This window comes from Polaromonas sp. P1_G1, assembly GCF_056405595.1.
The window spans coordinates 84,863-109,650 of record NZ_JBFUBU010000011.1 but is presented as its reverse complement, the minus strand read 5'-3'; the positions used below and the strand labels follow the sequence as shown (position 1 = coordinate 109,650).

General features: G+C 64.6%; 23 protein-coding genes. 7 read left to right on the top strand and 16 right to left on the bottom strand.

Annotated elements, in window-relative coordinates; genetic code table 11:
* Positions 1-369 precede the first annotated feature (369 nt).
* Positions 370-1,752 carry a sensor histidine kinase gene (locus AC1D1Y_RS07410; protein WP_477681773.1) on the top strand — a complete coding sequence of 461 codons (1,383 nt, stop codon included), beginning with the start codon at positions 370-372 and terminating at the stop codon, positions 1,750-1,752.
* On the opposite strand, the gene AC1D1Y_RS07405 is transcribed toward AC1D1Y_RS07410, so the two are convergent.
* The 3 genes from AC1D1Y_RS07405 to AC1D1Y_RS07395 form a co-directional block, all read right to left on the bottom strand.
* On the bottom strand, positions 1,737-1,952 hold the full coding sequence (locus AC1D1Y_RS07405) for a hypothetical protein (protein WP_477681772.1): 216 nt from the start codon (positions 1,950-1,952) through the stop codon (positions 1,737-1,739). The two genes, AC1D1Y_RS07410 and AC1D1Y_RS07405, sit on opposite strands and share 16 nt — an antisense overlap.
* Positions 1,953-2,368: 416 nt before the next feature.
* Positions 2,369-3,409: an NADP-dependent oxidoreductase gene (locus AC1D1Y_RS07400; protein WP_477681771.1), complete on the bottom strand. Its 1,041-nt coding sequence runs from the start codon at positions 3,407-3,409 to the stop codon at positions 2,369-2,371.
* A 15-nt stretch (positions 3,410-3,424) separates the two neighbouring features.
* Complete coding sequence (locus AC1D1Y_RS07395) at positions 3,425-4,630, bottom strand: MFS transporter (RefSeq protein WP_477681770.1); 1,206 nt, start codon at positions 4,628-4,630, stop codon at positions 3,425-3,427.
* A 78-nt stretch (positions 4,631-4,708) separates the two neighbouring features.
* Between AC1D1Y_RS07395 and AC1D1Y_RS07390 the strand changes: the two genes are divergently transcribed.
* The 3 genes from AC1D1Y_RS07390 (at position 4,709) to groL (ending at position 7,960) form a co-directional block, all read left to right on the top strand.
* Positions 4,709-5,713: an AraC family transcriptional regulator gene (locus tag AC1D1Y_RS07390; protein WP_477681769.1), complete on the top strand. Its 1,005-nt coding sequence runs from the start codon at positions 4,709-4,711 to the stop codon at positions 5,711-5,713.
* A gap of 255 nt (positions 5,714-5,968) precedes the next feature.
* Positions 5,969-6,259 carry a co-chaperone GroES gene (locus tag AC1D1Y_RS07385; RefSeq protein ID WP_477681768.1) on the top strand — a complete coding sequence of 97 codons (291 nt, stop codon included), beginning with the start codon at positions 5,969-5,971 and terminating at the stop codon, positions 6,257-6,259.
* A 48-nt stretch (positions 6,260-6,307) separates the two neighbouring features.
* A complete protein-coding gene (gene groL, locus AC1D1Y_RS07380; protein WP_411877453.1) occupies positions 6,308-7,960 on the top strand; it encodes a chaperonin GroEL in 1,653 nt (550 codons plus the stop codon).
* 54 nt (positions 7,961-8,014) lie between these two features.
* Here the strand turns inward: groL and AC1D1Y_RS07375 are convergent, their stop codons facing one another.
* Positions 8,015-8,362 carry a DUF805 domain-containing protein gene (locus AC1D1Y_RS07375; protein WP_436157523.1) on the bottom strand — a complete coding sequence of 116 codons (348 nt, stop codon included), beginning with the start codon at positions 8,360-8,362 and terminating at the stop codon, positions 8,015-8,017.
* A 313-nt stretch (positions 8,363-8,675) separates the two neighbouring features.
* On the opposite strand from AC1D1Y_RS07375, the gene AC1D1Y_RS07370 reads away from it, so the two are divergent.
* The gene (locus AC1D1Y_RS07370; RefSeq protein WP_477681767.1) at positions 8,676-9,347 is read left to right on the top strand and encodes an OmpW/AlkL family protein; all 672 of its coding nucleotides are present in this window, start codon (positions 8,676-8,678) and stop codon (positions 9,345-9,347) included.
* 39 nt (positions 9,348-9,386) lie between these two features.
* On the opposite strand, the gene AC1D1Y_RS07365 is transcribed toward AC1D1Y_RS07370, so the two are convergent.
* From AC1D1Y_RS07365 to tal, 12 genes are all read right to left on the bottom strand, one after another.
* A complete protein-coding gene (locus AC1D1Y_RS07365; protein WP_477681766.1) occupies positions 9,387-10,334 on the bottom strand; it encodes an AraC family transcriptional regulator in 948 nt (315 codons plus the stop codon).
* An 11-nt stretch (positions 10,335-10,345) separates the two neighbouring features.
* Positions 10,346-11,314 (bottom strand): carbohydrate kinase family protein, encoded by a 969-nt coding sequence (locus tag AC1D1Y_RS07360; protein ID WP_477681765.1) that lies wholly within the window; start codon positions 11,312-11,314, stop codon positions 10,346-10,348.
* Positions 11,315-11,327: 13 nt separating this feature from the next.
* The gene (locus tag AC1D1Y_RS07355) at positions 11,328-11,999 is read right to left on the bottom strand and encodes a transaldolase family protein (protein WP_477681846.1); all 672 of its coding nucleotides are present in this window, start codon (positions 11,997-11,999) and stop codon (positions 11,328-11,330) included.
* Positions 12,000-12,018: 19 nt separating this feature from the next.
* Entirely contained in the window at positions 12,019-12,807 is a 789-nt protein-coding gene (locus AC1D1Y_RS07350) for an L-iditol 2-dehydrogenase (RefSeq protein WP_477681764.1), read from the bottom strand.
* Positions 12,804-14,210 carry a D-arabinitol 4-dehydrogenase gene (gene dalD, locus AC1D1Y_RS07345; RefSeq protein ID WP_477681845.1) on the bottom strand — a complete coding sequence of 469 codons (1,407 nt, stop codon included), beginning with the start codon at positions 14,208-14,210 and terminating at the stop codon, positions 12,804-12,806. The genes AC1D1Y_RS07350 and dalD overlap by 4 nt, the downstream gene beginning before the upstream one ends.
* 100 nt (positions 14,211-14,310) lie before the next feature.
* The gene (locus AC1D1Y_RS07340; protein ID WP_477681763.1) at positions 14,311-15,348 is read right to left on the bottom strand and encodes an ABC transporter ATP-binding protein; all 1,038 of its coding nucleotides are present in this window, start codon (positions 15,346-15,348) and stop codon (positions 14,311-14,313) included.
* A gap of 13 nt (positions 15,349-15,361) precedes the next feature.
* Positions 15,362-16,186, bottom strand: a complete 825-nt coding sequence (locus AC1D1Y_RS07335) for a carbohydrate ABC transporter permease (protein WP_477681762.1) — start codon at positions 16,184-16,186, stop codon at positions 15,362-15,364.
* A gap of 38 nt (positions 16,187-16,224) precedes the next feature.
* Entirely contained in the window at positions 16,225-17,082 is an 858-nt protein-coding gene (locus AC1D1Y_RS07330) for a carbohydrate ABC transporter permease (RefSeq protein ID WP_477681761.1), read from the bottom strand.
* A gap of 49 nt (positions 17,083-17,131) precedes the next feature.
* The gene (locus AC1D1Y_RS07325; protein ID WP_477681760.1) at positions 17,132-18,439 is read right to left on the bottom strand and encodes an ABC transporter substrate-binding protein; all 1,308 of its coding nucleotides are present in this window, start codon (positions 18,437-18,439) and stop codon (positions 17,132-17,134) included.
* A gap of 274 nt (positions 18,440-18,713) precedes the next feature.
* Positions 18,714-19,574: a DUF3047 domain-containing protein gene (locus AC1D1Y_RS07320; protein ID WP_477681759.1), complete on the bottom strand. Its 861-nt coding sequence runs from the start codon at positions 19,572-19,574 to the stop codon at positions 18,714-18,716.
* Positions 19,575-19,664: 90 nt separating this feature from the next.
* Positions 19,665-21,212 carry a glucose-6-phosphate isomerase gene (gene pgi / locus AC1D1Y_RS07315; RefSeq protein WP_477681758.1) on the bottom strand — a complete coding sequence of 516 codons (1,548 nt, stop codon included), beginning with the start codon at positions 21,210-21,212 and terminating at the stop codon, positions 19,665-19,667.
* A 2-nt stretch (positions 21,213-21,214) separates the two neighbouring features.
* Positions 21,215-22,162, bottom strand: a complete 948-nt coding sequence (tal, locus tag AC1D1Y_RS07310) for a transaldolase (RefSeq protein ID WP_477681757.1) — start codon at positions 22,160-22,162, stop codon at positions 21,215-21,217.
* Positions 22,163-22,304: 142 nt separating this feature from the next.
* On the opposite strand from tal, the gene zwf reads away from it, so the two are divergent.
* Together zwf and AC1D1Y_RS07300 are read left to right on the top strand one after the other, a co-directional pair.
* Entirely contained in the window at positions 22,305-23,786 is a 1,482-nt protein-coding gene (gene zwf, locus AC1D1Y_RS07305) for a glucose-6-phosphate dehydrogenase (RefSeq protein ID WP_477681756.1), read from the top strand.
* 156 nt (positions 23,787-23,942) lie between these two features.
* Positions 23,943-24,788: a MurR/RpiR family transcriptional regulator gene (locus AC1D1Y_RS07300; RefSeq protein ID WP_477681755.1), complete on the top strand. Its 846-nt coding sequence runs from the start codon at positions 23,943-23,945 to the stop codon at positions 24,786-24,788.

Here is a 24,788-nt window from a genome sequence, read left to right as displayed (position 1 = left end):
AGACCAAAAGACGGACAAGGCAGCTGCGCTTCGCGCGGCTGCGGGCCTGTAAGGCCCCGAGCGAAGCGAGTTTGTCTGGCTTTCAGCGCAGGCTAACTTCGCATCGCGAAGTTAAGGGCCGAAGGCCCGGTGCCGAAGCTAAAAACCGATAAAGCTGCAGCCCTCAAGGCTGCAGCCGGCCTGTAAGCTCCACGCAACAAGCCCGATACCAAGGCGCGGCGTCCTACGCCGCCGCCTGCCAAACACCGGCAACATAAAGCCACCTTCGGGTGGCTTTTTTCATGCCCTGCCGGGGAGGCCGGCCCCTACAATTTTGGACAGATTGCGCCGGCCAGCGGCGCCATTTCGAGAACTTCCACGAAAGCTCCCATGCGAAGCACTCCCCACAAAATGGCCGTCAACATCGCCTGCGCCCTGGTCGCCGTGCTCACGCTGATCGGCATCAGCGAGCTGTCGTACCTCCGATCCATGGAGGCGATGGACGAGGTGGCCAAGGCCCACGTCGCGCGCAGCCATGTGCAGCGGCTGCTGCGCGATGTGCTCGACGCGGAAACCGGGCAGCGCGGCTACCTGCTGACCGGCGACACCATGTACCTGGAGCCCTACAAGGCCGCCATCGCGGACATCAGCCAGACGCAGGACCAGCTGCGCGAACTGCTCGCCATGCGCAAGGACCAGGTCGACACRCTGTCGACGCTGGGGCGGACGGTGCAGCGCAAGCTGGCCGAAATGGACCTGTCCATCCGCATGAAGAACGAGGGCAAGGACGACGCCTGGCGCTTTGTCCTGACCACGGAGGTGGGCAAGGAACAAATGGACATCATCCGCAACGGCGCCGGCCGGCTGGTCACCGAGACCAACCAGGAGACCGCCAACGGCTACACGGAAGTCCGGCACTCACTGCTGTTGACGCGCATTGGCATCACCCTGGTGGCAAGCGTTGCTTTTATCGCCTTCTGGCTGTATTTGCGCCAGACAGCCGCCCTGGACCAGGCCGGGCAGCGCCAGCAGCTGGCATTGCAGGCCGAGCGCGACCTGCTGGACGTCCAGGTCAGGGAACGCACCAGCCGGCTGGCCGAACTGGCCACCCACCTGCAACAGATCCGGGAAGAGGAAAGAGGCCACCTGGCGCGCGAACTGCACGACGAGCTCGGCGCCCTGCTCACGGCGGCCAAGCTCGATGTCGCGCGCATCAAGGCCAAGCTGTCCGGCGACAACGGCGACCTGCCCGCGCGCATCGAGCACCTGATCGAAACGCTCAACAGCGGCATCGCCCTGAAGCGGCGCATCATTGAAGACCTGCGCCCCTCCTCGCTGTCCAATCTCGGGCTGGTGCCGGCCCTGGAAATCCTGACGCGCGAATTCGCCCAGCGTTCGGGCCTGAGCATCGCCACCAACCTTGAGCCCGCGGCGCTGGACGAAACCATCCAGCTGACGGTTTACCGGCTCGTGCAGGAAGCGCTGACCAACATCGCCCGCTATGCGCAGGCGCAGAACGTGGACATCAACCTGCTGAGCTACAAGGACTACATCGTGGTGACGGTCCACGATGACGGCCGGGGGTTCGATCCGCAGGCCGTCCAGGCCTCAAGCCATGGCCTGCAGGGCATGCGCCACCGGGTGGAGGCCTCGGGGGGGCGCCTTGACATCAACGCCACCCAGGGCACGACCATCGCGGCCACGCTGCCCCTGACGGTGCTGCGCAAGTCAGCGCACCAAACCGCCATTCTGGAGACTCACCCGCGCGTGTAAGGCGTCTTTCCGATATGCGGGGTGTTGCCCAATTCTTCGGACGGTTCGCCGTCGGCCTTGGGCTGGGGAAGGGTTTTGTTGGTGCCCTCCTTGCCGAATTCATCCGAAGCCTTCTTGCGGGGCGGGCCCGCAGGGGTCTTTGTGCCGCCGGTCCGCCGGTTTCCCGGCTCCGGACTGTCCGGACTGGATCTGGTGTTCATGTCCCTCTCCCGGGCACAAAGGCGGCGGATTCCATGGAATCCATCAGGTGACAAAACTGCTGCCGGCCGGGACGGATCCTGACGGGCCGGCTTGCGGTCGCGCCGGTGCCGCAGGCACGCCGATCTGCTTGCCGGACACCGGAAAGGGCCAGGGATGGCGGGACCTGGCTGGTTCGGCCGCCGCTTCGCGCGCCGGGCGCAAGCCGCGGCTGTCCTGTGCTTCCTCGCGTGGAAAACTGTCTAGAAACATCTTGCTGCCCATGGGGCCCGGAGTGGATGAATTTCGACTTTAGGGGCGGAGGGGGTAACAAGTCGTCAGCGGGAGAGGAATTCCGTGTAGGACAAGCTCGATTCGGCTGGCACCAGCCCTTCATTTTCGCGGCGCTCTTTTCCACCGCAATCCGCCGCCTCCGCAGCTAGGCCTCCAGGCGCACAACGACCTTGCCGGAGTGCCGGCCCTGTAACAGGTCTGCCAGGGCGGCGGGCGCTTCCAGAAGGCCGTCCACAACATGCTCCACTGCTTTGACCTGTCCACTGCCAACCCATTCGTCCATTTCACTGCGGAACACGTCAAAGCGCGCGCCATAGTGGTCAAGGATGATGAAGCCCTGCACCCGTACCCGCTTCTGCAGAATGGCGGCCAGGAACTGCGGCAACTGGTTGGCGCCGGCTGGGCCTGCCGAGTCGTTGTAATGCGCGACAAAACCGCACACCGGCATGCGTGCGCCGATATTGAGCAGGGGAAGGACTGCCGACAACACCTCACCGCCGACGTTCTCAAAGTACACGTCAATGCCCGCCGGGCATGCGGCGGCAAGCTGCTCTCCAAATAAGGGCCCGTGCCTGTCGATGCAGGCATCAAAGCCCAGGTCGTCGACAGCCTGCCGGCACTTGTCCTCACCGCCGGCGATACCGACGACACGAGCACCCTTGAGTTTCGCGATCTGGCCGACCATGGCGCCCACCGCGCCGGTGGCCGCCGCGACCACCACGGTTTCGCCGGCCTTGGGCTGGCCGATGTCCAGCAGGCCGACGTGCGCCGTGAAGCCCGGCATCCCGAGCGCGCCCAGCGCCAGGGATGGACGGGCCATCTCACCTATCGCCAGCAGGTCGCTCCCATCGCTGACGGAATAGTCCTGCCAGCCGGCGTTGGCGAGCACGAGATCACCCGCGCGGTATTGGGGATGCCTGGACTCCACGATGCGGCTGACGGTGCCGCCCGGCATGGTGCCGCCAAGCGGAACGGGGGGCGCGTACCCGGGCCCGATGCTGTCCATCAGGTTGCGCATGTACGGATCCAGCGAAAGGAACTGCGTTCGCAGCAATACCTGGCCTTCGCCCGGACGCGGCACGGGCTCGGTCACGAGATGGAAGTCGGACGCAACAGGCAGGCCGCGCGGGTGCGCCGCCAATGTGATGCGCCGATTGGTGTCGGGGTCTGGTTTCGGCTTGGCCATGTTCACCTCCGCGATTCAGCCGCGGCCTGATCCGGGGCCGCGCCGCCATGCCAGCAGGCCGCCCAGCACCACCGCCACCATGGCGAATGCAGGGGCGCCGAGCGCGCCTGTCCAGTCAACGATGAGGCCGCCCGCGATGGCGCCCGTGGCAATGGCGATCTGGAAGGCCGCCACCAGCAGGCCGCCCGCGGCCTCCGCCTGGTCGGGCGCGGCGCGCACGATCCAGGTCTGGAAGCCGACCGGGAATGCGCCGAACGCGAAGCCCCAGAGCGCCACGGCCACGGCGGTGACCACGGTGGAGCTGCCGCCGATGAGCAGCGCAGCCGCCAGCAGGGCGATCATCGCGCTGCCGGCGACGATCGCGTAGCGTTCACTGCGCCCCGCCAGCCAGCCACCCGCAAAGTTGCCGAAGAAGCCGCCGATGCCGTAGCCCAGCAGCACGGCGGAGATCGCCGCCACAGACAGTTTCGTCACGTCTTCGAGCACGGGCCGGATGTAGGTGAAACCCGCGAAGTGGCCGGATATCACCAGCAGCACCGCCAGCAGCGCAATGCGCACCGGCCCCCGCGTGAGCAGGTCGCGCAGGCCCTTCAAACTGGCCTTGTCGCGTGGCGGCAGCGCCGGCAACGCCGCCAGTTGCACCAGGAAAGCCAGCACGCCGACCACACCTGCCGCGACAAAAGCGCTGCGCCATCCCCACAAACTGCCCATCCAGGCGCCGACCGGCGCCGCGCAGACGGTGGCAATGGAGACGCCGGTCAACACCAGTGACATGGCGCGCGGGAAAAGCCGCTCCGGCACCAGGCGCATGGCCAGCGCCGCCGCCATCGACCAGAAGCCACCGAGCGCGACGCCGAGCACCACGCGCGCGAACAGCAGCACCGCGAGCGAGCCGGCCGTCGCCGCCAGCAGGTTGGACACGAGCAGCAGGGCGGTGAGCGTCAGCAGCACCCGCTTGCGGTCAAAGTGCGCCCCCCCCGCCCCCACGAGCGCGGTGGCCGTGACGGCCTGGCCCGCGGCGCCCGCCGTGACATGGAGATCGGCCGCCATGGCGGTGAGCAGGCTGGCCGGCAGGAATTCCGCCGTGACCAGGCCGAACACACCGAGGGAAAGTGAGGCGACCGCCGGCCAGAGAGCGGCGGCCTCGCCGGATGAATCGTTGGCAGGGCCTGCATTAGTGGACAGCGGAGCCAGGCTGGCAGAAGAGGAATTGGAGGACATGAAATGTGAAGCCTTGTTGAGGACAGGGTGACCAGCTTAGGCCTAGCATCGATGCTTTTCCATGGCGAAAGAGCCGAAATGCTTGACGATTCCTCCAGAACTTTCACGCCCGTCGTCGTTCAGCCCCCTCACGAAGGCGCAGGCCTGCCCGCCGCGGGGCCCGATCCCCTCACCCAGATCCTGCTGGGCCTGCGCCTGGACGGCGTCGAGTACGGCCGCTGCCTCATGCATGCGCCGTGGGCGATTTCCTTTGCCGCGCAAGCCACCGCGCGTTTTCATTTCGTCGGCAGCGGAGATTGCTGGCTGCACACGGAGCCGTCCGGGTGGGTGGAACTGAAGGCCGGGGACGCGGTGCTGCTGCCGCGCGGCACGGCCCACACCCTGGCCAGTTCACCCGAGGTTCCGCCGGTGGCCCTCGCGACCTTCGACCGCGAACGGGTCGCGGACGATATCTATCTGTTGCGGGACGGAGCGTCCGCGGCGCAAGCACCGTCCCATGTCATGTTCTGCGGCACCATGAAGTTCAACCTCGACTCCCAGCACCCCTTGCTGGCCATGATGCCGGGGGTGATCCGCGCCGGCGACCTGGCCCAGCGCGACCCGGGCGTGCCCATGCTGCTCGAGGCGATGGAGCGTGAAGCCTCGCTCAACCGCATGGGCGCCTGCGGCATCCTGGCCCGCATGGCCGATGTGCTCGCCGCGACCATCATCCGCGCCTGGGTCGAATGCGCCTGCAGCAACTCGACAGGCTGGATCGCGGCGCTGCGCTCGCCCGGCGTGGGCAAGGTGCTGGCCGCCATCCACGCGACGCCGGAGCAGGATTGGAGCGTGCCGGAGCTGGCGAACATCATGGGTGCATCAAGATCACGTTTTGCCCAGGCCTTCAAGGAGTCGGTGGGCGAGAGCCCTGCCCGGTACGTCGCCCGCATCCGGATGTTCCAGGCGCGCAACTGGATCGCGCAGGACGGAATGCGTGTCACCACGGCCGCCGACCGGCTGGGTTACGACTCCGAAGCCTCCTTCAGCCGGGCGTTCAAGCGTGTCGTCGGCCACCCGCCCAGCAAGGCACGCAGTCCTGTTTGACGAATATCGCTATCGCCAGCTGGGTCGGGTTTTGACGGAATTCAGCCCAACGGCGCTCCGCAACACCCGCAGCCACCCCAAAAAGCAGGTTTTCCGGCCCTTGCCTTGAAATGGGGCCCAATTGCCCCTATGATTAGCACTCGATGGTATTGAGTGCTAACAAAGCCCAGTCAATCCACCAAAGTTAACAAGCACCCACTTCCAGCCGGGTGCTTTTTGATTCCCAAAACCAGTGTTCTCAAACAAGGAGCTCTCATGAAACTTCGTCCTTTGCACGACCGCGTGATCGTCAAACGCGTGGAAAACGAAACCAAAACCGCTTCCGGCATCGTCATTCCTGACAGCGCCGCTGAAAAGCCTGATCAAGGCGAAGTGCTGGCCGTTGGCCCAGGCAAGAAGAACGACAAGGGCGAACTGAGCCCCGTGGGCGTGAAAGTCGGCGACCGCGTGCTGTTCGGCAAATACAGCGGCCAGACCGTCAAGGTCGACGGCGACGAACTGYTCGTCATGAAAGAAGAAGACCTGTTCGCAGTGGTCGAGAAGTAATCTCCCGCCGCGTCCAACCCTTAATTAACTGAATCTGGAGAATTAATCATGGCAGCAAAAGACGTCATTTTCGGCGGCGAAGCCCGCGCACGCATGGTCGAGGGTGTGAACATCCTGGCCAACGCCGTCAAGGTAACCCTGGGCCCCAAAGGCCGTAACGTGGTTCTGGAGCGCTCGTTCGGCGCCCCCACGGTGACCAAGGACGGTGTGTCCGTCGCCAAGGAAATCGAACTCAAGGACAAGCTGCAGAACATGGGCGCGCAGATGGTCAAGGAAGTCGCTTCCAAGACCTCCGACAACGCTGGCGACGGCACCACCACCGCYACCGTTCTSGCACAAGCCATCGTCCGCGAAGGCATGAAGTACGTGGCTGCCGGCATGAACCCGATGGACCTGAAGCGCGGTATCGACAAGGCYGTACTGGCCCTGACCGAAGAGCTCAAGAAGGCTTCCAAGCCCACCACCACGTCGAAAGAAATCGCCCAGGTCGGCTCGATCTCGGCCAACTCCGACGAATCCATCGGCAAGATCATTGCCGACGCGATGGACAAGGTTGGTAAAGAAGGCGTGATCACCGTGGAAGACGGCAAGTCGCTGCAAAACGAACTCGACGTCGTCGAAGGCATGCAGTTCGACCGCGGCTACCTCTCCCCTTACTTCATCAACAATCCTGAAAAGCAGTCCGCACTGCTGGACAACCCCTTTGTTCTGCTCTACGACAAGAAGATCAGCAACATCCGTGACCTGCTGCCCACCCTGGAGCAAGTCGCCAAGGCCGGCCGTCCGCTGCTGATCATTGCCGAAGAAGTCGAGGGCGAAGCCCTGGCAACGCTGGTGGTGAACACCCTGCGCGGCATCCTGAAGGTTGTGGCTGTGAAGGCCCCCGGCTTCGGCGACCGCCGCAAAGCCATGCTGGAAGACATCGCCTGCCTGACCGGCGGCAAGGTCATCGCTGAAGAAGTCGGCATGTCGCTCGAAAAAGTGACGCTGGCCGACCTCGGCCAGGCCAAGCGCATCGAAGTGGGCAAGGAAAACACCATCATCATCGACGGTTCCGGCGCCGCTGCCGACATCGAGGCTCGCGTCAAGCAAGTGCGCGTCCAGATCGAAGAAGCGACCAGCGACTACGACCGTGAAAAACTGCAAGAACGCGTGGCCAAGCTGGCCGGCGGTGTTGCCGTGATCAAGGTCGGCGCAGCCACCGAAGTCGAAATGAAGGAAAAGAAGGCCCGCGTTGAAGAYGCWCTGCACGCTACCCGCGCTGCYGTGGAAGAAGGCATYGTGGCYGGYGGYGGYGTGGCKCTGCTGCGCGCCAAGCAGGCTGCAGGCAAGATCGCCGGCGACAATCCTGACCAGGACGCCGGTATCAAGCTGGTGCTGCGCGCTATCGAAGCTCCCCTGCGCGAAATCGTTTACAACGCAGGTGGCGAAGCCTCCGTCGTTGTGAACGCCGTGCTGGCCGGCAAGGGCAACTACGGCTTCAACGCCGCCAACGACACCTACGGCGACATGATCGAAATGGGTATCCTGGATCCCACGAAGGTCACCCGCACCGCACTGCAGAACGCAGCCTCTGTCGCATCCCTGATGCTGACGACCGAAGCCATGATTGCCGAGGCTCCGAAGGAAGAGTCCGGCGCCGGCGGCGGCATGCCAGGCGGCATGGGTGGTATGGGCGGCATGGGCGACATGGGCATGTAATGCCTGCCTGAGCTTCTCGCTCCATCAAAAAGGGCCGCTTTCGCGGCCCTTTTTTTATTGCTCGGCGGGTGCCGCGGGTGCGGCGCCTTCGTCATACTGGTTGGGGCCTTCCGAGGGCTGCACGCACCAGTACAGCAGCAGCAGGTTGACCAGCGGAATCAGGCCGATCAGCATCAGCCAGCCGGTCTTGCCGATGTCATGCAGGCGCCGCACACCCACCGCGATGGCCGGCAGCAGCATCGCCAGCGCGGCGATGCCGTACAGGATGTTGCTGATCATGCCGGTGACGATCAGGACGATGATCTGGAACAGGAAGAACCACCAGAACTCCGGCCGCGATGCCCGGCCGGTAAAAGTGACGTATTTGGAAAAGCAGGTGGTAATGGCTTGGCCGAAATTCATGACAGTGATCCTCCTCACAAGGTGTAAACAGGGTGAATTCCCTGCCGCATGATAATGCGGCCCGCCCTGCGAGGCTACCGCGGCCGGCGGGGGGCCGGCGCAGCGGCCGATTTGGGGCGTGCAAGCCACTTTGCCCGCATCCGTACAAACCTTGTACGAAGAACGTTTTCAATTGGCCATGGCGTTGCGTCTGCGCTTCACCCAGCGGCCTTAAAACCAAGCGGAAGGCAGCGCTTACCGGCGCTTGCCGCTACCATGAGACGCATCGATCCACTGGATGAACCCTCCAACACGCCACAACGGTCACCAGCCCATGACTCTTTCCAGACCCCACCTGATTGCCGCGGCCCTCATGGCTGCTGCTTTCACCCTCCCCGTTTTCGCGCAGCAGGCCGGCACCTGGTCCCTCTCGGCCGGCGTCACCCGCATCAAACCCTCGGTGGACAGCGACACCCTCACGGGCAACATACCGAATGTGCGCGTCGGCGTCAGCAACGATACCCGGCTGACAGGTGCGGTGAATTACATGATCACCGACCACCTGAACCTGCACCTGCCGCTGGGCCTGGGGTTCCGGCATGACGTCACCGGCGACGGCGTGCTCGCGGGTTTCGGCAAGGTGGCCGAAACCAAGGCCTTGCCAGTCACGCTGATCGCCCAGTACCGCTTCTTCGAAGCCAACGCCAGCTTCCGGCCCTACCTGGGCGCCGGCCTGTCCTACGTGCGGTTTTACAAGGAAAAGGGCAGCGCCCTGCTGACCGCGCTGACCAACCCCGGCGGCCCGCCCACCGGGGTGTCCTTCAAATCCAAGCTGGCCCCGTCCTTTCAGATAGGGGGGGTCTACAAGCTCACAGAGAAATGGTTTGTGGAAGGCAGCTACACCAAGACCCTGCTCAAGACGCGCGGGACGCTGAGCACCGGCCAGACGATTGACGTGAGGCTGGACCCCAACTGCTTCACGGTGCAGCTGGGCTACCAGTTTTGATTCCACGCCTGCCGGAGAAGCGGGGATAAACCCCGAAAATCAGGCTGGCCGGCCGAATCGACCGTCGGCCTGGCGCCTGAACTCGGTGGGCGTCATGCCCTTGATCTCCAGGAAACGCCGGTTGAAGTTCGCCACGTTGTTGAACCCGACCTGGTAACAGATGTCGGTGACCTTGTGGTCGGTCTGCATCAGCATGTGGCAGGCGCTGTTGATACGCACGCGGTTGACGAAGTCGGTAAAGCTGTTGCCGGTGGAACGCTGGAAGAAGCGGCTGAAACGGCTTTCACTCATGCCGAGTTCGGCCGCCACGGCCGACATCGAGATCGGCTCGGCCATGTTGGCGGTCATGCGGTTGACGATGCCGTTGATCTGGTCGACCTGTGCATCGCCATCGGCGCCCTGCGCCCCCTGCATCTGCACGCTCGACAGCAGCCGGTAGTCCGTCCATTGCGCCAGGTCGGCCATGAACTCGAAAAATCGGCCTAGGCGGCGCGCCCCGCGCACGGCCTTGATGTTGTCCCAGTGCATTTGCGCCTGTTGCGACATACCGAAGAATTCGATGCCGTGGCGTGCCCGTTCGAGCAATTGCATCACCTCGCGCAGCTCGGGAATCCCGGCCGCCGCGCGTTCGATGGGTTCGTGATGGAACTGGATCACCCGGTCGCGTCCCGCGGCGCCGCCTTCGGGCACGTCGAGCGAAATCCAGTTATGCGGCAGCCGCGGGCCGCACAGCACCAGATGGCCCGGCTGGAACGGCCCTATCCAGTCGCCGACAAAGGCCTTGCCCGAGGTCTCGGTGATCAGGTGCAGTTCATACTCTTCATGAAAATGCCAGCGTACCAGCGGACTCGGGAAGCCGTGCGCAAGACAGCGCACCAGGCCGGTTTCAGGGGCCTCGTAGCCCAGCAAGGGAGAGCGCGCGATGTCGCGTTCCAGCTCGGGCTGGCGCTGGCGGGGTATAGCGCGTCTGGATGCGGACGTGGTCATGGCAGCCTGGATCAGGACCGGGAGGCAAGGGCCTCATTGTCCTCCCGCAGGAGCGCGGCGCGAACGGCTTCCAGCGTGGGTGGATCGGCGCCTTCGCGGATGCAGTTCAGTGCGGCAGCCATGGCGGCGAAGCGCATCACTTCGCGCCATGCGCCGTCGCCCAGCTCGCCGAGCTGGGCCGGGCGTTCGACGCCATGCGCAAGCAGCGAAACCGAGAGCCCGGCCGTAAAAGTGTCGCCCGCGCCTATGGTGTCGATCACCTTGACGCTCGGTGCCGCCACGGCAAGCGCTTCGTGCCCCGCGCGCCAGAGCGTGGCGCCGCCGGCACCGCGCGTGACGATCACCGCGCGCGCGCCGGCTTGCAGGCAATCGGCCGCCAGCGCGTCGGCAGGCACGCCGGGCGCCAGCAGTTCGGCGTCTTCGTCGCTGAGCTTGACCAGGTCCGCCATCGCAAACCAGCCCACGGCCCGCGCACGGTAGGCTGCCATGTCGGAAATCAGGCTGGGACGCACGTTGGGGTCGAACACGATCACACGGCGCCCGGCATTGGCCACCATCAGATCGGTGATGCGCGTGGCGGCAGGCTCCTGCAGGAGTGCGATTGAGCCGAAGTGGAGAAAGCGGCAGTCCGTCGGCAACTGCGGCAGCGGCTCGGGCGCCCAGGTCGCGTCGGCGCTGCCGCGCGTATAGAAGGCATAGCGGTTGGTCTGCGGTGTGCGCTCGACGAAGGCCAGGGTTGACGGCGCATGGCTGCGCAGGATGAATCGGGTGTCCACACCGTTGCGTTCGAGAAAACCCATCAATCGTTCGCCGAACAAGTCGGTCGACAGCTGTGTAAGGAAACCGGTGGGCTCCCCGAGGCGGGCGCAGGCCACGGCCGTGTTGAGCGGCGAGCCGCCTTCATGGCCCAGGAAGGCCAGCGTGCCGGCCTCGCCGGCGGTGAAATCGATAAGGGCTTCGCCCGTGATTGCAATGCGCATGGTGGATTCTCGGTCAATGCAAGGCGCCGGCGTCGGCCAGGAATCCGCGCTCGGCAGCCAGCGTGGCGGGATGGTCGAGCAATTCCGCGAAGAGGCGCGGCGGAATCGTGATGGCCCCCACACCCAGCCCCAGCAAGGAAAGGTATGCCCCACGGGAGCGGACGCTCGCCACCAGCAGGCGGGTGCCGGACGAATGCCGCCGCGCCACCAGCGCCTGCATCTGCGCGATCAGCGCCAGCCCATCGGCACCGGCGTCCTCGAGCCGCCCCAGGTAGGGTGCCGCATACGCCGCGCCCAGTTGTGCGGCAAAGTGCGCCTGCTCGGGTGCGTAGACAGCCGTCCAAGTGACGGGAACACCCTGCGCGATAAGCCGCGCGCCGGCATCAAGGCCCTGGCGGGTGGCGGGAATCTTCACGACCAGCTGGCCGCGGTCGAAGTGCGGCAGCAAGTCTTGCGCGTCTTCAAGCATGCCGTCGACCTCGCTCGAATACACCTGCGCCTGCACTTGCCGCGCGCCCAGGTCGATGCAGCGCGCCAGCAGGCCGGGCACGGCAGAACGGCCTATACCCGCGCGCCGCAGCAGTGTGGGATTGGTTGTCACGCCGTGGACCACCGGGTGCGGGAGGCAGGCCTGCAGTTCGGCCAGGTCGGCGCTGTCGAGATACAAATGGAAGTCGTCAGTCATCGCGGTCAAGCCCGGAAAATCAGCTCATGACGTTACCACCATCGACATTCAGAGTCTGCGCCGTGATGTAGCGCGCCTCGTCGCTGGCAAGGAATACCGCCGCACCCGCGACGTCGGCCGGTACACCCATGCGGCCAAGCGGCACTTCGAGACCCACGCGCCGCTTCTTTTCTCCCGGCGGCAGGCCTTCCGCCCTGGCGAACAAGCTGTCGACATGGTCCCACATCGGCGTATCGACCACACCGGGGGCAATGCCGTTGACGCGAATCCCATGCGGCGCCATGGCCAGCGCGGCGCTCTGGGTGTAGCTGATGACCGCGGCTTTGGTCGCGCAGTAGTGCGACACCAGCGCCTCCCCGCGCCGGCCGGCTTGTGAGGCCATGTTGATGACCGATGCACCTTGCGTGCCGGCTTCGACCATGTGGCGAAGCACGGCCTGCATGACGAAGAACATGCCCTTCACGTTGACGGCAAACAGCCTGTCGAAAGAATCCTCGTCGCTGTCGAGCAAAGGCGCGAGGTCGAACACGGCCGCGTTGTTGAACAGCGTATGGATGGGACCAAAAGCGGCCCGAGCCTCCGCAAGCAGGCGCGCAATCGCCTGGGCATCCGTGACATCCGCCGCGATGTAGGCAATGCAGTCCGGATGGCGCGTCTGCAGCGCCCGCACAGCCTCGGGCGCCGTTGCCGCACGGTCAACCACGCTGCAGCGCGCGCCCTCGGCAATGCAGGCCTTGGCGACCGCTAGGCCGATCCCGCCACCGGCGCCGGTCAGCAGCACATGGCGGTTTTTCAGACGTTCGCTCATGCCCTGGCCTCCAGTTTCATAAAGTCCGACACACGCCCGCTCGCACCACGCACGGCGTCGATGAGCCGTGCATCGCCCGCGGCGGATCCCCACAGCCCGGCGTCCGAGCACAGCGCGATGACCGGGTCGGCAGCGCCGCAGATCGCGTGTGCCACGGCCTCGTCCATGCCCTGGTCCTGGTAGGCATAGGGCAGTTCCCCACGATGCCAGCGCTGCAGGAAGGCGAGGAACAAGGCGGGCAGCATCGCGACGCTGGCTATCGGCTTCCCCATGGCAAGCCGCTCGCGCACCGTGGGCGCAATAAAGCCCGGAATTTTCGAAAAACCATCGGCCGCCACGCGCTGGTTGGTGTCGCGGATCGAGGGGTTGCCGAAGCGGTCGATGACGACGTCCCGGTAGGCCGCAAGGTCGATTGGACTTGGGCTCAGGCAGGGGATCACGTCGTCGGTCACGTAGTCGAAGGCCATTTTCCGGATCGCCGCATGGTGCGTGCCCTCATGGATAAACTCCAGCCCCAGCAGCGTGCCGGCCCAGGCAATGCAGCTGTGCGTGGCATTGAGGATGCGGATCTTGGCTTCCTCATAGGGTTGCACCGATTCGACCAGCTCCACGCCCACACGGCCCCAGTCGGGGCGCCCGGCCGCGAAATTGTCTTCGATCACCCACTGGATGAAGCTCTCGCCCGTGACCGCCGCCGCATCGTCGCGCCCCGTGGCAACCTTCACGCGGGCGCGCAACTCAGGCGGCGGGCGCGGCGTGATGCGGTCGACCATCGCGTTCGGGCAAAGGGTGTTTGCGCCGACCCACGAGAGCAGGTCGCTATCGCCCGCTAGCTCGATGAACTCGCGCAGCCCGTCACGGAAGCGGTCGCCGTTGTGGCGCAGGTTGTCGCAGTTGAGCAGGGTTACCGGACCGCCCTGCCTTGCCTTGCGCGCGCGCAGGATCGCGCAGACGGCGCCGTAGATGGTGACCCCCTCGCCGCTCTCACCGCCCTCTTCCGCGGCCTCGCCGCGGCGTGCGCGTTCAAGGTCCACCGCGAGATCGCTGAAAGACAGGTCCAGCTTGCCCTGGGTGTCGAGGTAGTAGCCGGCCTCGGTCACGGTGAATGAAACGATGCGCGTGGACGGCGCCGCGCCGCGCGAGATCACCACGGCCAGCGAGGACTCCCAGGGAAGAACTTCGCGGATGGCTTCGATCTGTTCGTAGCGGTACTCGCCGGCCGGCGATACGGTTTCCAGCGTGTAGCGCCCGCCCTGTGCCTGCAGGGCCGCGACCACCTCGGCCATATCGGGCCGGATGTTGGCGCCCACTATTAACCAACGGGTGTCGCCCGCATCGATCAGCCGCTGAAGATAGGCGGCCTGGTGGGCCCGATGGAACGAACCCAATCCAAGGTGAAGCACCGTGAATTCCGAAAGGGCCGGTGGCGTTTGCGCAAGAGGCGCTGTTGCGAGAGTCAAGGGAATGCCCGAAAGAAGAGGGAGGAAGGGAAGAAAGAAGGAATCAGGCCGGCACCGCACGGCCTTCACTGTTGAACAGGTGAAGCACCGAAGGGTCGAGTTCGACCGCCACGTCGTCACCCGCATGCAGCGGCGTGCGTTCGTTCTGGCGCGCTATCAGCGGCACGCCGCCCACGTCGACATGAATCAAGGTGTCGGCGCCGAGCGCCTCGATCAGCTCCACGCGGCCCGGCACCCCCGAAGCAGCGGCCTGCTTTGGATGCACACGCAAGCCTTCCGGCCTGACGCCCAGGAAACCGTCGCCCGGCAGGCGTCCACCGGTGGCCGCTGAGAAGCTCGGAATGGCGCCCGCCGCCACCATGTTCATCGACGGCATGCCGATGAACTGCGCGACAAACCRGTTCGCCGGGTGGTCGTAGAGTTCGAGCGGCGTACCGACCTGCTCGATCAGCCCGTCCCTGAGCACCACCACGCGGTCGGCCAGCGTCATGGCCTCGACCTGATCGTGCGTGACGTAGATGGTCGTCGCACCGAGTGCGCGGTGCAGCTTGTGGATTTCGACGCGGGTATTGCCGCGTAGCGCGGCATCCAGGTTGGACAAGGGCTCGTCGAACAGGAATACCTTGGGCGCGCGCACAATGGCGCGACCAATCGCCACGCGTTGCCGCTGCCCGCCCGACAGCTCTTTCGGTGTGCGGCCGAGGTACTGGGTAAGGTTGAGTGTCTTCGCCGCGTGCTCAACCTTGGCCTGTATCTCGCTTTTCGACACCCCCGCAAGCTTGAGCGCGAAGGACATGTTGTCGTACACGCTCATGTGCGGGTAGAGCGCGTAGCTTTGGAACACCATCGCCAGGTCGCGCTTGCCCGAAGGCACCCCTGTGATGTCCCTGCCGTCCAGCAGCAAGTTGCCTTGGGTGATGGGCTCCAGCCCCGCGATGAGGCGCAGCAAGGTCGATTTTCCGCAACCCGAAGGCCCGACGAAGACGATGAACTCGCCCTTGTTGATTTCAAGATCGATGCCGCGAATGATCCGGGCCTCCCCGAAACTTTTCTCGATGCTCTTGAGTTCCAGATAAGCCATCAGTCAATTCCTTTCATTTCACCGCGCCGAATGTCAGGCCTTGCACCAGYTGCTTYTGGCTGAACCAGCCGAACACGACGATAGGCGCGATCGCCATGAGCGAGGCGGCCGACAATTTGGCCCARAACAGGCCYTCGGGRCTGGAGTACGAGGCRATCARSGTSGCCAGCGTGCCGGCCTTGGCCGMACTSAGGTTGAGAGCCCAGAAGGCCTCGTTCCAGCTCAGCACCAGGCACAACAGGCCGGTCGAAGCCAGGCCGCCCACCGACAGCGGCAGCACGACATGGCGGAACTCGGTCCAGAGGCTCGCACCGTCCATGCGCGCGGCTTCCAGGATCTCGTTCGGGATGTCCTTGTAGGCGCTGTAAAGCATCCACACCATGATCGGCAGGTTCGACAGCGTGAACACAATGGTCAGCGCGGTGAGCGAATCCAGCAGACCCGCGGTCTGCGCAAGAACGTAGATCGGCACCAGCGCGCCCACCGCCGGCATCATCTTGGTGGARAGCATCCACATCAGGATGTCGCGCGTCCTCTTCGTGCGGAAGAAGGCCATCGAGTACGCCGCGGGCGCCGCGATCAACAGCCCGATGAGGGTCGAACCCAGGCTGGTGATGAGCGAGTTGCGCGCATAGAGCAGGTAGTCGCTGCGGCGCTGCACTTCGCTGAAGTTGTCGAGCGTGGGCTCAAAGACAAACAGCGGTGGCACATGAATCGCCTGAAGTTCGGTCTTGAAGGCCGTGAGAAACAGCCAGYCGAGCGGAAAGAACAGCAGCAGCGCCGCGGCCCACGCGCCCACGGTGCGAAGCAGTTGCGCAAGAAAGTCGCCAGGTTGCATGGTTCAGTTGCTCCGCTGCGTAAGGGTGTGCATCATGTCTAGTCGAGGTTCTTGCCGACGATGCGAATGAGGAATACCGCCACGATATTGGCCACCACCACCGCGAACAACGCACCTGCCGATGCCACGCCCACGTCAAAATTCATCAGCGACTGCTTGAAGATCATGTAGGTGAGATTGGTGCTTTCGTTGCCCGGGCCGCCATTGGTGGTGATGGCGATTTCGGCGAACACGCTGAGCAGAAAGATCATTTCGATCATGATCACCACCGCCATCGGCCGGCCGAGATGCGGGATGATGAGATAAAAGAAGCGCTGAAATGAACTCGCGCCGTCCATGCGCGCCGCCTCCATCTGCTCGCGGTCCAGCGACTGCAGCGAGGTAATGAAGATCAGGCAGGCGAAAGGCAGCCATTGCCAGGCCACCATGATGATCACCGACAACAGCGGCACATCGGTGAGCCAGTCGACCGGCTGCGCGCCGAAAAATCGCCACAAGTCGGCAAGCACGCCGTAGATCGGGTTCATCATCATGTGCTTCCACAGCAGCGCGTTCACCGCGGGCATGACGAAGAATGGTGAAATAAGCAGCACCCGCACGACGCCCCGCCCCGGAAACGGCTCGTTCACCAGCAAGGCGAGCAGCACGCCGAAGACCACCGTGATGAGGATCACGCTGCCGATCAGCATCAGCGTGTTCCAGGTCGCGGGCCAGAAGTCCGGGTCGGTGATGAAGTACTCAAAGTTCTCGATGCCCGCGAACGGATGGGCGCCGGGCTGCATGAGGTTGTAGCTCACGAACGAGAAATACAGGGTCATCACGAGCGGCACGATCATCCAGAGGAAGAGCGTGAGCACTGCGGGTGCCATGAGCGCGCGAGGCAGGAGGCGGTTCATGTGGTGAATCCCGGGGCAATGTGTGGGCAGCCTGGGGGATTACTTGCGATTACTTGTAATACCCGGCTTTTTTCATCTCGCGCTCGGCTGCCGTCTGTGATGTCTTCAGGGCCTGGTCCACCGTGACCTTGCCCGACAGCGCCGCGCTCATCTGCTGCCCCACCGCCACGCCGATGGCCTGGAACTCCGGAATGGCCGCGTACTGCACGCCGGCGTACGGCGACTTGGGCAGCGTGCTGTCGCTGAGGTTGGCGCTGTCGATGGCTTTTTTCTCGGCCGCGGCGAACTTGGCGACCTTCTGGAACTCGGGGTTTGCGTAGGTCGACTTGCGCGTGCCGGTGGGCACCGCGCCCCAGCCGTGTTCCTTGGCGACCAGGTTGATGTATTCCCTGGAAGTGGCCCATTTCACGAAGGTCTGGGCGGCCGCGCCCTTGGTCGAGCTGGCCGGGATGGCCAGGTTCCAGGTCCACAACCAGTTGGCGCCCTTGGGCGTGACGGCAACCGGCGCCTGCGCAAACGCCACCTTGTCGGCCACCTTCGACTGCTTCGGATCACTGATGAACGAGGCGGCGATGGTGGCATCSAYCCACATGCCGCACTTGCCTTCGTTGAAGAGTGCGAGGTTCTCGTTGAAGCTGTTGGCCGAGGCGCCGGGCGGGCCGTAGGCTTTCATCAGGTCCACGTAGAAGCCGATCGCGTCCTTCCAGGGCTTGGTGTCGATCTGCGGCTTCCACTGCATGTCGAACCACTGGCCGCCGTTGGTGTTGACCAGCGTGGTCAGGAAGGCCATGTTGTCGCCCCAGCCCGGCTTGCCGCGCAGGCACATGCCGTACACGCCGGCTTTCGGGTCGTGGATCTTGCCGGCCAGTTCCTTCACCTGTGCCCAGGTGGGCTGCTCAGGCATCTTGAAACCGGCCTTGTCGGCGAGGTCCTTGCGGTACATCAGCATCGAGCTCTCACCGTAGAACGGCGCGGCATAAAGTTTGCCTTCATGCGACAGCCCGGCGCGGATGGCGGGCAGCAGGTCGTCGACGTCATAAGCGGCATCGGTGGCAATGGGCTGCAGCCAGCCCTTCTTCGACCAGATCGGCGCTTCGTACAGGCCGATGGTCATCACGTCGAACTGCCCGCCCTTGGTGGCGATGTCGGTGGTGACGCGCTGGCGCAGCGTGCCCTCTTCGAGCGTGACCCATTTGAGCTTGATGTCTGGATGGGCCTTTTCAAAAACCGGCGTGAGCTTCTGCATTTCGATCATGTGGCCGTTGTTCACCGTCGCCACCACGAGTTCGGTCACGGCATGGGCCATGCCGGCGCCCGAAAGTGCAAGCGCCAGGCCTGCCTGGATAAAACCCTTCATGAGATGTCTCCTTCGTTATGTCGTTCGAAACGGCAGCTTTGCCGCTCACTGCATTCTGAGGAAACCTCCTGGCGGGTTTGATACCAGATCAGAGGATTTCGATACTTTGTTGCATTGAAGGAGTGGGAATTTCCCTAAACCACGCATCATTAGATGCAACAAATTGTCAAGGTGGGCGTGATATGGCTCTGCCGCTTCGGGCCGCCGGCCTGCGCCGTTCTCACAAATGGACAAAGACATCAGGCCGGCGCAGGCGCGCCGGCCGGGCGCGGCGCTATTTGCGCGCGACGGCCGAAGCCGGCACCAGCTTGAGCGGCCCGTAAAAGGCCTGCAGCTGGCCTTCGTTTTTTTCACCTTCGGTGAAGACAGCGAAGCTCAGCAAGGCGCCCGGGTCTTCGCCAAAAGCCTTGCGGTAGTCGGCGCGGATGTCGCGCTCGTAGCTGCGCCATTCGTTGTAGCCGTGGTCGCCCGAGTCGACGACGATCTTGCGGATGCGGTCGGTGCGCTCGTTGACGACGACCTCGCCGGGCTGGTTGACCCGCGACCACGAATACACCAGCGTCGCGAACGGCATCTCTTCGCCGGTCAGCAGGCGGCTCAGCTCCGACAACAGGGAGTTTTTCATCGACAGCCGCGAGCGGTCGCCTTCAAACGCCAGTACCACCCGCACCGGCACGTCATCGAGTTGCGGCAGCGTCAGGTTGGCACCGGCACCGGCATTCGGCACGTTCCAGGAAAAACGCACGAGGCCAAGCTGTTCCGGCTCGATGCGATAGCGATGGCGCAGGATGCTGCCGGACGCCTCGGCCTTCGCCAGCACTGCGTCGCGGCCCTCATGGCGCACATAGCTGTAGCTGGCCGGCTGCTTGCCGGGCACGCGGAATATTTCCCACTTGAGGTCGTCGGGCTTGAGTTCCCCGGCTATGGGCGGCGCCGACATTGCGGCCCAGGCCGTGCCGGTCACGCCTTCGGCCAGGCCCACCGTGCCGCCCTGGCTGGCCGGTTCGTCGACGTCGGCCTCCTCGTCGGTGGGCGCGCGGGTTGCGCAGCCGGCGACGAGGGCCATCGCGAGCAGCACCGCGGCAACAATCGAAAAACGGGGGGAAACACGGGGGGACGGGACGGGTAAAGACATGGTGCGGGTCATCGAAAAAATCGGCGAAGCGGCAAGTTGACCACGGAAGCACGCGGCCCCGCAATGGAAAAACGCACAGTTTTGCGCAAATCAGCCGGCGATTTTGCGCAGCAGGCCGGCCGTCGAGCCGTCCAGGCCGGCCACATCCCCGCTGCTCAGGCGCGGCTCTATGTCCCTGGCCAGCACCTTGCCGAGCTCGACACCCCACTGGTCGAAGCTGTTGATGCCCCAGATCGCGCCGCTGGCGAACACGCGGTGTTCCTGCAGCGCGACCAGCGCGCCCAGGCTGGCGGGCGTGAGCCGCTCCAGCAGCAAAAAGGTGCTGGGCCGATTGCCGGGGAAATGTTTGTGGCCGCCTCCATCTTCCTTGCCTTGCATCAGCGCCTGAGCCTGCGCCAGCACGTTGGCCAGCAAGGTGTCATGGTGGCCCGGGAGGCTGTGGCCGGCCTGCTTGACGGCGACAAATTCCACCGGCACCACCGAACTGCCCTGGTGCAGCATCTGGAAGTAGGCGTGCTGGCCGTTGGTGCCGGGCTCGCCCCACAACACGGGCGAGGTGGCAAAAGGCAGGGCCTGGCCGTCGGCATCGACGCGCTTGCCGTTGCTTTCCATTTCCAGCTGTTGCAGATAGGCCGGCAGGCGCCGCAGGGCGCTACTGTAAGGAGCGATGCTGCGGCTGCTGAAGCCGTAAAAATTGCGGTACCAGACGTCCAGCAAACCCAGGCGCACCGGCAGGTTGCGCGCCAGCGAGGCGGTGCGGAAATGTTCGTCCATGGCATGCGCGCCGGCCAGCAGCTCGCGAAAGCCCGCCGCGCCTATGGCAATGGCAATCGGCAGGCCTATGGCCGACCAGAGCGAATAGCGCCCGCCCACCCAGTCCCAGAAGCCGAACGTGGTCTTGATGCCGAAGGCATTCGCCGCCGCGACATTGGTCGTGAGCGCCGCGAAATGCCGGGCGACGTCCGTGCCGCCTTGTGCTTCGAACCAGCGCCGCGCCGAATGCGCGTTGGTCATGGTCTCGGTGGTGGTGAAGGTCTTGGACGCGACGAGGAACAGCGTGTTTTGCGGTTTGAGCCCCCGCAGCACGCCGGCCAGCTCACCGCCGTCGACGTTGGAGACAAAATGAAAGCGCTTGCCCGGTATGGCGAATTCAGCCAGCGCCAGCACCGCCATTTGCGGCCCGAGGTCGGAGCCGCCTATGCCGATGTTGACGACGTCGGTGATGGCCGTGTCGGCGCGCAGCTGCTCCGCGTAGGCCAGCATGGCGTCCAGGGTTTCATGCACGCGCGCGAGGTCGCCGCTCATGCCGCCGGCGGCCGGGCTTCTCAATAAAAAATGCATCACGGCGCGCTGCTCGGTGCCGTTGATCAGCTCGCCGGCAAACATGGCGTCGCGGTGCTGCTCAAGCCGGCATTGCGCGGCCAGCTCCAGCAGCAGCGCTTCGCTGCCGGCGTCGATCAGGTTTTTGGAGAGGTCGGCAAAGACATGCGGCGCTTCCTGGCTGAAGTGCCCGAAGCGGCCGGGATCGGCCGCGAAGGCCTGGCGCAGGTCAAAGGACTTTCCGCGGGTGTCAAAGCAGGCCTGCAGCGCGGCCCAGGCCGGCGTGCGGTCGCAACGGGGTCGGGGCTGCACGGCCATGCTCAGGCCGCCTGCATCAGGTGTTCGAGCTTCACGGCATCGGCCGCGAACGCGCGTATGCCCTCGGCCAGTTTTTCAGTGGCCATGGCATCTTCGTTGAGTGCATAACGGAAACCGGCTTCGTCGTAATTGACGGCGGGCAGGTCCAGCGCGGCGGCCGCCTTGGCGTCCAGCGCGCGGGACAGCGGCACATCGGAAGTCGCGAGCTGGGCCAGAAGTTCGGGGCTGATGGTCAGCAGGTCACAGCCGGCCAGCGCGGTGATCTGGCCCACATTGCGAAAGCTCGCACCCATCACCTCGGTGGCGATGCCAAAATGTTTGTAGTGGTTGTAGATCTCGCGCACCGACTTCACGCCGGGGTCGTTGGCGCCGGCCATCGCGGCTTCGTCCCACGATGCGCCGGCGGATTTTTTGTACCAGTCGTAGATGCGACCGACGAAGGGCGAGATCAGTTGCACCTTGGCTTGGCCGCAGGCAACCGCCTGGGCGAACGAAAACAGCAAGGTGAGGTTGGTGTGGATGCCGCGCTGCTCAAGCTTTTCGGCCGCCTGGATGCCTTCCCAGGTGGCGGCCACCTTGATCAGCACGCGGTCGATGTGGATGCCTTCGGCCTGGTAGAGCTCGACGATACGTTCGCCGCGCGTGTAGGTGGCGTTGGCGTCAAAGCTCAGGCGGGCGTCGACTTCGGTCGAGACGCGGCCCGGGATGATGGAGAGGATTTCACAGCCGAAGCGCACCAGCAGGCGGTCCATGATTTCGTCGAGCGCGCGGCCTTTGAAGCGGGCGACGGTGTCTTTGAGCAAAGGCTGGTAATCGGCCTTTTGCACCGCCTTGAGGATCAGCGAAGGGTTGGTGGTGGCGTCCTGCGGCTTGAACTGCCCCAGTTGCTTGAAATCACCGGTGTCGGCCACCACGGTGGTGAACTGTTTGAGGGCGTCGAGTTGGGTCATGGCTGGATGCTGGGCAAAAGGCGGGCGTGGTCCGGATGAAACACCGCTGGACACCTGGGTGCAGGCATCGCACGGGGTTCAAGGTCGAGTTACCATTATGCCCATAGAATGTGAAACTTAATTACCAAGACACTTTTTTACCATGAGCTTTGACCTCATCCTTTTCGGCGGCACCGGCGACCTGGTGTGGCGCAAGATCATGCCGGCCTTGTTCCAGGCCTTTCGCCACGGCTCGCTGCCGGAAGGCGGGCGCATCGTGGGCGTGGCGCGCGACGACCTGTCCGACGACCAGTACCGCGCCTTGATCAAATCCCGCTTCGACAACGTCGAGCTGGCCAAACGCCCGAGCGAAGAAGAGTTCTCGCGCTTTGCCGCGCTGCTTGGCTACCTGCGCATGGATTTGTCCAACCCGGCGGACTACGCCGCGCTGGCCGCGAAACTACAGCAGCGGCCGGCCGACGTGGTGGTGATGTATGTGGCGACGGCGCCCAGCCTGTTCACCACCGTGTGCGAGCAGATCGCCGCCGCCGGCCTCAACGGCCCGCAGACGCGGGTGGTGCTGGAAAAACCGCTGGGCCACGACCTGGCCTCCAACCGCGCCATCAACAAGACCGTGCGCAGCGTGCTGAGCGAGCAGCAGATCTTTCGCATCGACCACTACCTGGGCAAGCCTTCGGTGCAGAACCTGTTCGCGCTGCGCTTCGGCAATTCGCTTTTCGAGCCGCTGTGGCGCCGCGAGACCATCGCCAACATCCAGATCACCATCGCCGAGGACCTGGGCGTCGAAAAACGCGGCGCCTTCTACGACAGCACGGGCGCGCTGCGCGACATGGTGCAGAACCACGCGCTGCAGCTGCTGTGCGCCATCGGCATGGAGCCGCCCATCAACTCGCATGCCGACGCCATCCGCGACGAAAAGCTCAAGGTGCTGCGCTCCCTCAAGGCCTGGACGCCTGAAACACTGAGCCAGCACGTGGTGCGCGGCCAGTACGCGGCCGGCAACATCGAAGGCGAATCGGTGCCCGGCTACCGCGACGAAAAAGGCGTGCCTCCCGACAGCCGGACCGAAACCTTTGTGGCCCTGCGCACCGAGATCGCCAACTGGCGCTGGGCCGGYGTGCCCTTYTACATMCGCACCGGCAAGCGCCTGGCCGGCCGCGACGCGCACATCGAGGTCAACTTCCGGCCGGCGCCGCATGCGATTTTCAAGACCTCCACGGCCGGCTCCAACGTGGCCAACCGGCTGGTCATCAACCTGCAGCCCAAGGACGGCCTGGAACTGCATTTGCTGGCACAAGGCGCCGACCAGCGCTCCGGCAACAGCCATGCGCGCGGCACGCCGTCGCTGGCCCCGGTGCAGCTTGACCTGGACTTCGACAAGCGCTTCGGCTCCGAACGCGTGGGCGCCTACGAACGGCTGCTGCTGGACGTGATCGACGGGCGGCTCAACCTTTTTGTGCGCAGCGACGAACAGGAAGAAGCTTGGCGCTGGGTCGAACCGATTTTGGACAGCTGGAGCAATGATTCCGGCGCGCCGCGGCCCTATGCCGCCGGTAGCTGGGGGCCGAGTGCCTCGAGCGCGATGATTGCGCGCGACGGCTATTGCTGGAGTGAGGAGTGTTAAATATGTGGCCCCCACGGTCGTTCACTTCGTGTAACTCCCTGCCCCCCGAGGGGGCCGCTGCGCCTGCGGCCCGGCAAAGCCGGTTCCGCGGCCCTTGCTGGTTAGAAGAGCTCCCACATTTCCAGCGCGTTGGCGCCACCAGAGACCTATCCCACCATGCTTGATCGAATCAAGGCTTCGCTGCCGTCGCTCGCACCCGCCGAACAGCGTGTCGGCCGGCTCGTGCTGGGCGACCCGCGGGCCTTTGCCAACCTGCCGATCACCGAGCTGGCCAGCCGTTCGCATGTGAGCAAGCCCACCGTGGTGCGCTTTTGCCGCAGCATGGGATATGACGGGCTGTCGGACTTCAAGCTCAAGCTGGCGGGCAGYGTCAGTGAGGGCGTACCCTTTATTCACCGCAGCGTGGATGCCGACGACAAGACCGCCGACGTGATGGTCAAGGTGATAGACAACACCGTGGCGGCGTTTTTGAAGTACCGCAACGATGCGAGTTCGGTGGCGGTGGAAAGGGCCGCCGACGCGCTGCTGGCGACCTACAACACCGGCAGGCGCATCGAGTTTTTCGGTGTGGGCAATTCGGGCATCGTTGCACAGGACGCGCAACACAAGTTTTTCCGCCTCGGCATCACCAGCATCGCCTACAGCGACGGCCACATGCAGGTCATGAGCGCCTCGCTGCTGGGCCCGGGCGACTGCGTGGTGGTGATTTCAAATTCGGGCCGCACGCGCGACCTGATGGACGCCTGCGACATCGCGCGCAAGAACGGCGCCACCACCATCGTCATCACCGTCACCGGCTCGCCGCTGGCAGCGGCCGGCAACATCCACCTGGCGGCCGACCACCCCGAGGGTTACGACCGCTACAGTCCCATGGTGTCGCGCCTGATGCATCTGATGATCATCGACATCCTGGCGACCTGCGTGGCGCTGCGCATCGGCAGCAAGCTGCAGCCGCTGCTCAAGGAAATGAAGAACAACCTGCGCAACAAGCGCTACGCCTGA

Excerpts from the sequence above, each read along its gene's own strand:
- AC1D1Y_RS07405 (WP_477681772.1), bottom strand. The coding sequence starts at position 1,952 with ATGAACACCAGATCCAGTCCGGACAGTCCGGAGCCGGGAAACCGGCGG.
- AC1D1Y_RS07400 (WP_477681771.1), bottom strand. The coding sequence starts at position 3,409 with ATGGCCAAGCCGAAACCAGACCCCGACACCAATCGGCGCATCACATTG.
- AC1D1Y_RS07395 (WP_477681770.1), bottom strand. The coding sequence starts at position 4,630 with ATGTCCTCCAATTCCTCTTCTGCCAGCCTGGCTCCGCTGTCCACTAAT.
- AC1D1Y_RS07390 (WP_477681769.1), top strand. The coding sequence starts at position 4,709 with ATGCTTGACGATTCCTCCAGAACTTTCACGCCCGTCGTCGTTCAGCCC.
- AC1D1Y_RS07375 (WP_436157523.1), bottom strand. The coding sequence starts at position 8,362 with ATGAATTTCGGCCAAGCCATTACCACCTGCTTTTCCAAATACGTCACT.
- AC1D1Y_RS07370 (WP_477681767.1), top strand. The coding sequence starts at position 8,676 with ATGACTCTTTCCAGACCCCACCTGATTGCCGCGGCCCTCATGGCTGCT.
- AC1D1Y_RS07365 (WP_477681766.1), bottom strand. The coding sequence starts at position 10,334 with ATGACCACGTCCGCATCCAGACGCGCTATACCCCGCCAGCGCCAGCCC.
- AC1D1Y_RS07360 (WP_477681765.1), bottom strand. The coding sequence starts at position 11,314 with ATGCGCATTGCAATCACGGGCGAAGCCCTTATCGATTTCACCGCCGGC.
- AC1D1Y_RS07355 (WP_477681846.1), bottom strand. The coding sequence starts at position 11,999 with ATGACTGACGACTTCCATTTGTATCTCGACAGCGCCGACCTGGCCGAA.
- AC1D1Y_RS07350 (WP_477681764.1), bottom strand. The coding sequence starts at position 12,807 with ATGAGCGAACGTCTGAAAAACCGCCATGTGCTGCTGACCGGCGCCGGT.
- AC1D1Y_RS07330 (WP_477681761.1), bottom strand. The coding sequence starts at position 17,082 with ATGAACCGCCTCCTGCCTCGCGCGCTCATGGCACCCGCAGTGCTCACG.
- AC1D1Y_RS07320 (WP_477681759.1), bottom strand. The coding sequence starts at position 19,574 with ATGTCTTTACCCGTCCCGTCCCCCCGTGTTTCCCCCCGTTTTTCGATT.
- pgi (WP_477681758.1), bottom strand. The coding sequence starts at position 21,212 with ATGGCCGTGCAGCCCCGACCCCGTTGCGACCGCACGCCGGCCTGGGCC.
- tal (WP_477681757.1), bottom strand. The coding sequence starts at position 22,162 with ATGACCCAACTCGACGCCCTCAAACAGTTCACCACCGTGGTGGCCGAC.